At 63.0% G+C, this 3,200-nt stretch carries 2 protein-coding genes; one reads left to right on the top strand and one right to left on the bottom strand.

What is annotated here, in order from left to right; all coding sequences use genetic code 11:
* Positions 1 to 1,276, bottom strand: a 1,276-nt coding sequence (gene xseA / locus V7665_RS13325; RefSeq protein WP_335665020.1) for an exodeoxyribonuclease VII large subunit, incomplete at its 3' end; no start/stop codon positions are given.
* Between xseA and purD the strand changes: the two genes are divergently transcribed.
* Entirely contained in the window at positions 1,275 to 2,555 is a 1,281-nt protein-coding gene (gene purD / locus V7665_RS13320; RefSeq protein WP_335665019.1) for a phosphoribosylamine--glycine ligase, read from the top strand. The genes xseA and purD overlap by 2 nt on opposite strands.
* Positions 2,556 to 3,200: the final 645 nt, after the last annotated feature.

The raw sequence follows: 3,200 nt of genomic DNA, 5'->3' as shown, positions 1-3,200 counted from the left end.
ACACCCGGGCATAGCCGCGCTTGAGCGGACCATCGGGCGAGACCTGCTGCGCCAGCCGCCATAGCGCGTCCAGCCGCTGTTGCGCGTCCGCCAAGGGCCGCTGCACCAGCGATACCGGTAGATCCAGCCGCTGGAACCGCTCCTGCGACCGCGCCAGCCGCTGCTTCAGGATCGACGGCCGCAAAGCACCGGCGCTGCTGGCAAAGCGGCTGCGCGCCTGACCGATATTCTGGCTCATGCCATATTTCATCCGCTCGGAAATTTCGTCGACCCGCTGCTGGTGCGGGCGCAGCAGATCGGCCAGCGCCGGCATCACCCGGCGCTGCGTCTCGAGCCGTTCCTGCGCTGTCGCCAGGCCGCGCTGGACCGCGCGCGCCATCCGCGCCTTGGTCTCGTCCAGCGAGATCAGCCATTCCGACCGCACCGGCACCGCCATCTCGGCAGCTGCGGTCGGGGTCGGCGCGCGCAGATCGGCGGCGAAATCGCAGAGCGTGGTGTCGGTTTCATGCCCGACCGCCGAAATGATCGGAATGGTGCAGTTAGCGACAGCCCGCACCACGATTTCCTCGTTGAAGCTCCACAAATCCTCGACCGAGCCGCCACCGCGGGCGACGATCACCAGATCGGGTCGCGCCACCGGGCCGCCGGCCTCGATCTGCGAAAAGCCATTGACCGCTGCGGCAATTTGCTTCGCTGCGCCTTCGCCCTGGACAAGCACCGGCCAGACAATCACATGGCTGGGGAAGCGATCCGCCAGCCGGTGGAGGATATCGCGGATCACCGAACCGGTCGGCGAGGTCACCACGCCAATGGTGCGCGGCAGAAACGGGATCGGCTTCTTGCGATCCTGATCGAACAGGCCCTCGGCGAGCAGCTTGGCCTTGAGCTTCTCGAACAGGGCCATCAGCGCGCCCTCGCCCGCCAGTTCCATCTTGTCGATCACCACCTGATATTTCGAGCGGCCGGGATAAGTGGTGAGTTTGCCCGAGACGACGACCTCGATGCCATCCTCCGGCTGGAATGGCAGCCGCCCGGCATTGCCCTTCCACATCACCCCGTCAATCACCGCTTTGTCATCCTTCAGCGCCAGATAGACATGGCCGGAAGCCGCGCGCTTGTAGCCCGAGATTTCGCCCCTGATCCGGACATAGCCGAAGCGATCCTCGACCACCCGCTTGAGCGCGCCGGATATTTCCGAAACCGACAAAGGCGGGGCGTTGTCACCCTGCCCGCTCTCGGCTAACAGCTTGGCATCTAAAGAGAGGGAATCGTCCATGAATATCCTGTTGATCGGTTCGGGTGGCCGCGAACATGCCTTGGCCTGGAAGCTGGCGCAATCCCCTTCGCTCGGGAAATTTTATGCGACACCCGGCAATCCCGGCATCGCGCAACATTGCGATCTGGTCGAACTGGACATCACCGACCATGCCGCCGTGATCCTGTTTTGCGGTGACAAGGACATTGATCTGGTCGTCGTCGGTCCGGAAGCGCCGCTGGTCGATGGTCTCGCCGAGAGTCTGCGCACCGCCGAAATTTTCGTGTTCGGCCCGGACAAGGCGGCAGCCCAGCTGGAAGGCTCGAAAGGCTTTACCAAGGACCTGTGCGCCCGCGCCAACATCCCGACCGCCGGCTATGTCCGCGCCACCAGTGCCGCCGATGCCCTGAAGGCGCTGAACGATTTCTCCATCCCCGTTGTGATCAAGGCCGATGGCCTCGCTGCCGGCAAGGGCGTGATCATCGCTGAAACCCGGGCCGAAGCCGAAGCCGCGATCGCCGACATGTTCGACGGCAGCTTTGGCGAAGCGGGCGCCGAAGTGGTGATCGAGGAATTTCTCACCGGCGAGGAAGCCAGCTTCTTCGCGATCACCGATGGCGTGAATGTCCTGCCCTTTGGCACCGCCCAGGACCACAAGCGGGTCGGCGACGGCGATGTCGGCCCGAACACCGGCGGCATGGGCGCCTACAGCCCGGCCCCCGTCCTGACCGCCACCCTGCAGCAACAGGTGATGGAGGAGATCATCCAGCCGACGGTTGACGCGATGGCTGCCGAAGAAACGCCCTATAGCGGCGTGCTGTTCGCCGGGCTGATGCTGACCGACAGCGGGCCGCACCTGATCGAATATAATGCCCGTTTTGGCGATCCGGAATGCCAGGTGCTGATGATGCGGCTGGAAAGCGATCTCGCCAAGCTGATGATGGCCACCGCCAGGGGCGATCTGGCCCAGACCAGCGCCCCGGTGTTCGCGCCGGAAACCGCGCTGACCGTGGTGATGGCGGCCAACGGCTATCCTTCCACTCCGGAAAAAGGCGGCAAGATCCAGAATCTGGCGCGAGCCGAGCGCGAGGGCGCGAAGATATTTCACGCCGGCACCGCCGAGGTTGATGGCGCTCTGGTCGCCAATGGTGGCCGCGTGCTCAATGTCACCGCGCTGGGCGCCAATGCCACCGAAGCGCAGGCAAAAGCCTATGCGGCGGTCGACCAGATCGATTTCGAGGGCGGCTTTTGCCGGCGCGATATCGGCTGGCGCGAGGTTGCTCGGGAGGCGGGGGAGTAGGCTTTCTCGACTGTTTGGTGTGCCAAAGTTCGTGAAAAGCCTGTGCTGAACTTGATTCAGTATTAGGGCCAATGAACAATATTGTGCGCCCGTTTGCGGGGAGCGGACCTATCGGACTCGCGCGAAGCCGCGAAGACGCGAAGGGATTGCGCTTTTGCTTCCAGCCTTTGTGGCTTTGTGCGAGCCTGACCAATATTGTGGCTCGCCGGGAAATTTACACCAACGATATGTTTTGTTTTCCGTGACCTTTGCCCCCAGGCGGCAGAATAGCTGCCTTTGCAGGGAAATAACCGGCCGTCGAGTGTAACCTTTCAGATTGCCGCCCAGACCGGTCCGGCAGAAACATGCGCCCAGCCGCCAGCGCCGCGATCATATCCAGATTGTCAAAGAGCCCGTCCCGCGCATGACGCGGAGCCGGAGCAATAATAGCGGATTAGGCAGGGTGTAGGACAGCGATTTTCAAACCTTCTCCCGTGAGGGAGAAGGATACGAAATCTTGCCGCCGAAGCTTTAGCGCAGGCGGCTAGATGCAGTTGAATGTGGGTGTTCCGCTGGTTGGTTGCTGTGCCACTACCGCCTGGTGACCCCTCACCCAGCTCCGACCAGGCAGCGAGCTGCCAAGTCTGCACTACCAGTTTGGTTTGG

Source organism: Parasphingorhabdus sp., from assembly GCF_036964675.1.
Lineage (GTDB): Bacteria > Pseudomonadota > Alphaproteobacteria > Sphingomonadales > Sphingomonadaceae > Parasphingorhabdus.
This window is presented reverse-complemented; position numbering and strand designations above follow the sequence as displayed.